This window comes from Amycolatopsis sp. NPDC104819, from assembly GCF_055583145.1.
The window spans coordinates 205,856-212,014 of sequence record NZ_JBVJON010000005.1 but is presented as its reverse complement, the minus strand read 5'-3'; the positions used below and the strand labels follow the sequence as shown (position 1 = coordinate 212,014).

Genomic DNA, 6,159 nt, shown 5'->3' with positions numbered 1-6,159 from the left:
GCGGAGGGGGGGGGGGGGGGGGGGGGGGGGGGGGGGGGGGGGGGTTGGGGTGGGGGGTTTGGGGGGGGGGGGGGGAGGGGGTTTTTTTTTTTTGTTTTGGGGGGGCCCCCCCCCCCCCCCGCCCCCGCCGAGGGCACGCCCCCGGACCCCCAGGTGGGGTCACCTTTCTCAGCTCGGCTGCCGGTCAAGCGCGTCAGGGTGCGTCGACCCATCGCGAAGCGGAGTGAACGGTCCGTTCGGATCCTGCGTATGTGCTGACGAGGGTTGCTCGGGTGTCCTGTTCGGAGCCGCGGGCACTTTCCTCTGAAACCTGCCGTTGCGGCCGGCTTCTGTCGCACCGAACCTTGCTGGAGGTCTGCATGTGATCCTCGGCACGCCTTGTCGCCCTGGGGCGTGCCGACGGGGTGTCGCGACGTGTGACGGAAACGCCGCGCGTGACGACTTGATGATGAGTGTCACGCTGTGCTCATCCCGTGGCGGCACGGAGCCGGTTCGCGGCCCGTCCTCGTCCACTGTGGACCGCCTTGGCGCCGCAGTGTCCACAGTAGATCCGCGGCGGCCCGTTCGGCCGTTCGGAAGCACGTGGTCCACCCGAGTGCGGGTACCGTTCTTTTTGGCTACATTCCGTGATTTTTCCCGGGATACGCCTTATTACGCATCGTCATCATCTTGTTATCTTGCGGCCATTTTCTGGCGGGGAAGACGCGCAGCATGTGGCTGGAAATCGTTGTAACGATGCTGAGAGAGTCGCCGATACCTTGCCTTGTGAAGCCTCTGCGGGCACTGCGCGACCACTGAGTTGTGATGACTCTCCGAAATCACATCCGGTGACGCTGCGTACCTGCGAGATCAACCGATCCTGGTCCGGGAGGTCAGATGGAAGAGTCGGTGCGGCCTTCGTACACGGTGAGCCAGCCACCGCCGCACATCGACCTCCAGGCCATCCCGCGCCCCGCCCAGCGGGACGAGCACCCGGCCGCCGAACCGGCCGGGACGCCGTCCCCCAAGGCGCTGCCGGCGGCCTGGGAAGCGAGATACAGAGCCTGGGTCATCGGCAGCGACGTGTTCATCACGCTGCTGGTGATCGCGATCAGCGCGTTCGTCATCGATCGTGTTGCCCCGCACGACATGCACGCCTTCGGGACGATGCTCGCCATCTTCGTCTCGCTGCCGGTGAGCCGGGCGTGGAGCTCGCGGGTGCTCGGTGAAGGCGCGGAGGAGTACCGCACCCTCGGCCGCGGCTTCATCACCGCGGCCGTCCTGGTCGCCCTCGGCGGCCTGCTCTTCGGCGCGCTCGAGGTCCAGGTCTGGGTGTTCGTCGTCGTCCCGGCGATCGCGCTCGTCGCCTTCCCGCAGCGCTACCTGCTGCGCCAGGTGCTGCACCGCAAGCGCGCCAAGGGACTCTGCCTGCTGCCGGTGATGGCCGCAGGCAGCCCGGAGACCGTCGCCGACCTGATCGCGCGCACCCGGTCCGAGGTCCACGTCGGGTGGCGCGTCGAGGCGGCCTGCACGTTCACCGGCCACGGCGCCGACCGCGACAGCGGCGAGATCGACGGCGTCCCCGTGGTCGGCCGGCTCGAGGAGCTTTCCCGGCACGTGCGCCGCGGCGGCTACCGCGTCGTCGCCATCACCGCCGACCAGTACTGGAGCCCGAAGCGCCTGCAGCGCCTGGCCTGGGACATGGAGGGCACCGGCGCCGAGATGGTCGTGGCGCCGGTGCTGATGGAGGTCGCCGGGCCCCGGCTCAACGTCACCGGCGTGCTGGGGATGCCGCTGCTGCGGGTCACCGCGCCGATGTTCACCGGCGGGCGCCGCGTGGTGAAGGAGGTCGTCGACCGCGCCGGCTCGGCGCTGCTGCTCACGATGATGTCCCCGCTGCTGCTCGTCATCGCGCTCGCGATCAAGCTGAACGACCGCGGCCCGGTGATCTACCGCCAGCGCCGCGTCGGCCGCGATGGCGCGGTGTTCACGATGCTGAAGTTCCGCACGATGGTCACCAATGCCGACGAAATCCGGAAAACGCTCGAGACGGCGAACGAAGGCGCGGGTCCGCTGTTCAAGATGAAGCGCGACCCCCGTATCACCCGTGTGGGTGGTCTCCTGCGCCGATATTCGCTCGACGAACTGCCCCAGCTGTTCAACGTCGTCTCCGGGAAGATGTCGCTCGTCGGCCCGCGGCCGCCGTTGCCGGAAGAAACGGCGAAGTACGCGCCGGACGCCCGGCGCCGGCTGCTGGTGAAGCCGGGGCTGACCGGGCTGTGGCAGGTGAGCGGCCGGTCGGACCTGACGTGGGCGGAGAGCATCCGGCTCGACCTGCGCTACGTCGAGGACTGGTCGCTGGCCCTGGACCTGGTGATCCTCTGGAAGACCTTCCGCGCGGTGATGGGCGGGCAGGGCGCCTACTGACCCGTTCGCACCGCGCGCCGCGCACCACGGCCGCCGATCCCCGCCGCAGGGGTCGGCGGCCGTGCTCGTTCCCGGGGGAAGCGCCCTTGTGATCCACTTCACCGCCCCGAAGTAGTTGAGCGCGAAATAGTTCAACTCTCAACCTGGTTCCTCCTGGTACCGACCCACGGAAGGAACCACAGCCCCATGACCACCTTTGCCGAGCAGACCGAAGCCCTTCAGCTCCCCTCGGACGTGCAGAACCTGCTGTTCCGCGAGGCGCGCACGGCCAACAGTTTCAGCTCCGAGCCGGTGACCGACGAGCAGGTCCGCGCGATCTACGACCTCGTCAAGTGGGCCCCGACGTCGATGAACACCCAGCCGCTGCGTGCGCTGGTGCTGCGCACCGCCGAGGCGAAGGCCCGCCTGCTCCCGCACATGGCCCCGGGCAACCGGGACAAGACCGAAGCCGCTCCGCTGACCGTCGTGCTCGCCGCGGACGTCGACTTCCACGAGAACATCCCGCAGGTCTTCCCGCACGCCCCGCAGGTCAAGGACAACTTCTCCGACGAGCAGGGCCGCGTCGAGTTCTCCAAGCTCAACTCGCTGCTGCAGGTCGGCTACTTCATCATCGGCGTCCGCGCCGCCGGCCTGGCCGCGGGCCCGATGACCGGCTTCGACGCCGCCGGTGTCGACGACGAGTTCTTCGCCGGCAAGAAGTGGCGCTCGCTCGTCGTCGTCAACGTCGGCAAGCCGGGCGAGAACCCGTGGTTCGACCGCCTGCCGCGGCTGGACTTCGACCAGGTCGTCGAGACCCTCTGAGCACCACCCCCTGATCGGGCAGGCCGAGCCGCCCGCGACTTTTTGTGCCGCGAATGGGTCATTGGGGACGTCTGGCGTCCCCAATGACCCATTGGCGACAACGGAACCGGGTGCCAGACCGGGCCGGAGCTCAGGATGCCGCAGTGCCGTTCGAGAAATCCGGTCGCGATGGTGTGAGTGACTCATTCACTTCATTGAGCGGCCACCGCGCCGGTGCTCCTTCCGGCACCGGAGGCGGCCTGCCTGAGCGTTCGCGGACGCGCGTGAGGCGCGCGCGGGCCGCCGACTAGCATCGACGGCAGTCATCTCTGTCACTCTTGTCCGAGGAGCCATCGTGTCCCAGTCGCCCCCCGTTTCCCCCGTGGCCGCCTCCCGCGTGGTGGTACCGGCGGGCACTACGGCGGGCTCGGCGGTCCGCGAGGCCGGCCTGCCGACCAAGGGCGAGGACACCGTCGTCGTCGTGCGCGACGCCGAGGGCAAGCTCCGCGACCTCGCCTGGGCGCCGGAAACCGACACCGAGGTCGAGCCGGTCGCCGCGAACACCGAGGACGGCCGCAGCGTCATCCGCCATTCGGCGGCCCACGTGCTCGCCCAGGCCGTCCAGCAGCAGTTCCCGAACGCCAAGCTGGGCATCGGCCCGCCGGTGAAGGACGGCTTCTACTACGACTTCGCCGTCGACACTCCGTTCACCCCGGAGGACCTGCAGGCGCTCGAAAAGCGCATGAAGCAGATCGTCAAGGGCGCCCAGCAGTTCTCGCGGCGCGTTTTCGACTCCGTGGACGAGGCCAAGAAGGAACTGGCCGACGAGCCGTTCAAGCTCGAACTGGTCGACCTCAAGTCCGAAGTGGACACCTCCGAGGTGATGGAGGTGGGCGAGGGCGAGCTCACCATCTACGACAATCTCGACCCGCGCACCAAGGAACGTGTCTGGAGTGACCTCTGCCGTGGTCCGCACGTGCCGACCACCAAGTTCATCCCCGCGTTCAAGCTGACCCGCGTCGCCGCCGCGTACTGGCGGGGGAGCGAGAAGAACCCGCAGCTGCAGCGGATCTACGGCACCGCGTGGGAGTCGGCCGAGGCGCAGGACGCCCACCTGGAGCGCATCGCCGAGGCGGAGCGCCGCGACCACCGCAAGCTCGGCGCGGAGCTGGACCTGTTCTCCTTCCCCGAGGAGATCGGCTCCGGCCTGCCGGTGTTCCACCCCAAGGGCGGCATCATCCGCCGGGAGCTGGAAAACTACTCGCGCCGCCGCCACGAGGAGGCCGGCTACGAGTTCGTGAACACCCCGCACATCAGCAAGGGCGAGCTGTTCCACACCTCCGGCCACCTGCCCTACTACGCGGACACGATGTTCCCGCCGGTGCAGTTCGACGAGGAGAACTACTACCTCAAGGCCATGAACTGCCCGATGCACAACCTGATCTTCCGCTCGCGCGGGCGGTCCTACCGCGAGCTGCCGCTGCGGCTGTTCGAGTTCGGCACCGTCTACCGCTACGAGAAGTCGGGCGTGGTGCACGGCCTCACCCGCGTGCGCGGCCTGACGATGGACGACTCGCACATCTACTGCACCAAGGAGCAGATGCCGGGCGAGCTCCGGTCGCTGCTGAAGTTCGTCCTCGACCTGCTGGCCGACTACGGCCTCTCCGACTTCTACCTCGAGCTGTCCACCCGAGGTGACTCCGACAAGTTCATCGGTGAGGACTGGGAGTGGGAGGAGGCCACCGAGACGCTGCGGCAGGCCGCCGTAGACTCCGGCCTCGAGCTGGTCCCGGACCCGGGCGGCGCGGCCTTCTACGGCCCCAAGATCTCGGTCCAGGCCAAGGACGCCATCGGCCGCACCTGGCAGATGTCGACCATCCAGCTGGACTTCAACCAGAACAAGCGGTTCGAGCTCGAGTACACCGCGCCGGACGGCACCCGCCAGACGCCGGTGATGATCCACCGCGCGCTGTTCGGCTCGATCGAGCGGTTCTTCGGCGTGCTGACCGAGCACTACGCGGGCGCGTTCCCGGCGTGGCTCGCGCCGGTGCAGGTGGTCGGCATCCCGATCACCGCCGACCAGGTCGGGTTCCTCGAAGACGTCGAGAAGGCGTTGCGCGCCAAGGGGATCCGCGCGGAGGTCGACGCGAGCGACGACCGGATGCAGAAGAAGATCCGGACGCACACCACGCAGAAGGTGCCCTTCATGCTGCTCGCCGGCGCGAAGGACGTCGAGGCGGGCGCGGTGTCGTTCCGCTTCCGCGACGGCGGGCAGATCAACGGCGTGCCGGTGGCCGACGCCGTCGCCGCGATCGCCGGCTGGATCGAGCGCCGCGAGAACGCGTCGCCGTCGGCCGAGGCGCTGGAGACGGTCGTTCGGTGAGTGACGGTCCCGAACTCGTCGAGCAGCAGGGTGTCGGGGTCCAGGACGCGTTCCACCGCCTCTGGACCCCGCACCGGATGGCCTACATCAAGGGCCAGGACAAGCCGGAGGACGACGAAGACACCGGCTGTCCCTTCTGCCGCATCCCGTCCCTGGACGACAAGACGGGGTTGATCGTCGCGCGCGGCGAGACGGTGTACGCGGTGCTGAACCTGTACCCGTACAACCCCGGGCACCTCATGGTGGTGCCGTACCGGCACGTCGCGGACTACACCGACCTGACGGTCGAGGAGACGCGGGAGGTCGCGGAGTTCACCCAGCACGCGATGAAGGTGATCCGCGCGGTGTCCGGCGCGCACGGGTTCAACATCGGCCTGAACCAGGGCGTGATCGCGGGCGCGGGCATCGCCGCGCACCTGCACCAGCACCTGGTCCCGCGGTGGGGCGGCGACGCGAACTTCATGCCGGTCATCGGGCAGACGAAGGTGCTCCCGCAGCTGCTCGGCGAAACGCGGGACCTGCTCGCCGACGCCTGGTGAAACCCTCGAATGCCGTAACCGGCAAAGCCTGATTGAGTGTTCAACCGCGAG

4 protein-coding genes are annotated in these 6,159 nt (G+C 68.6%); all 4 read left to right on the top strand.

The window, feature by feature from the left end; all coding sequences use genetic code 11:
- The first annotated feature begins 876 nt into the window (after positions 1 to 876).
- Positions 877 to 2,406 carry a sugar transferase gene (locus ACZ63E_RS17165; RefSeq protein ID WP_465336945.1) on the top strand — a complete coding sequence of 510 codons (1,530 nt, stop codon included), beginning with the start codon at positions 877 to 879 and terminating at the stop codon, positions 2,404 to 2,406.
- 186 nt (positions 2,407 to 2,592) lie between these two features.
- The gene (locus tag ACZ63E_RS17160; RefSeq protein WP_465336943.1) at positions 2,593 to 3,207 is read left to right on the top strand and encodes a malonic semialdehyde reductase; all 615 of its coding nucleotides are present in this window, start codon (positions 2,593 to 2,595) and stop codon (positions 3,205 to 3,207) included.
- A gap of 334 nt (positions 3,208 to 3,541) precedes the next feature.
- Positions 3,542 to 5,569, top strand: coding sequence for a threonine--tRNA ligase (gene thrS / locus ACZ63E_RS17155; protein ID WP_465336942.1), 2,028 nt, complete (start codon positions 3,542 to 3,544; stop codon positions 5,567 to 5,569).
- Entirely contained in the window at positions 5,566 to 6,108 is a 543-nt protein-coding gene (locus tag ACZ63E_RS17150; RefSeq protein WP_465312522.1) for an HIT family protein, read from the top strand. The genes thrS and ACZ63E_RS17150 overlap by 4 nt, the downstream gene beginning before the upstream one ends.
- Positions 6,109 to 6,159: the final 51 nt, after the last annotated feature.

What these genes read in the sequence shown, in the direction of transcription:
- ACZ63E_RS17165 (WP_465336945.1), top strand. Translation starts at nt 877, where the DNA reads ATGGAAGAGTCGGTGCGGCCTTCGTACACGGTGAGCCAGCCACCGCCG.
- ACZ63E_RS17160 (WP_465336943.1), top strand. Translation starts at nt 2,593, where the DNA reads ATGACCACCTTTGCCGAGCAGACCGAAGCCCTTCAGCTCCCCTCGGAC.